Annotated in this window: 1 pseudogene; it reads right to left on the minus strand. The window is 48.6% G+C overall.

The features are described 5' to 3' along the window. Nucleotides 1-259 (minus strand): annotated as a pseudogene (locus SB660_RS21790) (hypothetical protein); the annotation flags it as partial.

Consider the following 259-nt stretch of genomic DNA (forward strand, 5'->3'; position numbering starts at 1 on the left):
GAGCTGCTTATTGAATAATGCAGGACCAAGATCATCATGAAGTAACTGAGCAGCGCCCTCATAATCCCCAGCACGCAATAGTGAATCCAAATCGTCCACCTTGACGTGCGACTCGCCCTGCAGATCCCATAGGAATTTTGTCCACCCTGGATACCCGCTGGACATTGAAAGTCCCGCACCAAGAAAAGGAACGACATTTCGAGAGCCATATGCCTTCTTAAGTGCACTGAAACGATTTCCATTGTCGTGCGCATCAAGT

The organism is Bacillus sp. SIMBA_005 (assembly GCF_046535585.1).
Classification (GTDB): Bacteria; Bacillota; Bacilli; order Bacillales; family Bacillaceae; genus Bacillus; species Bacillus pumilus.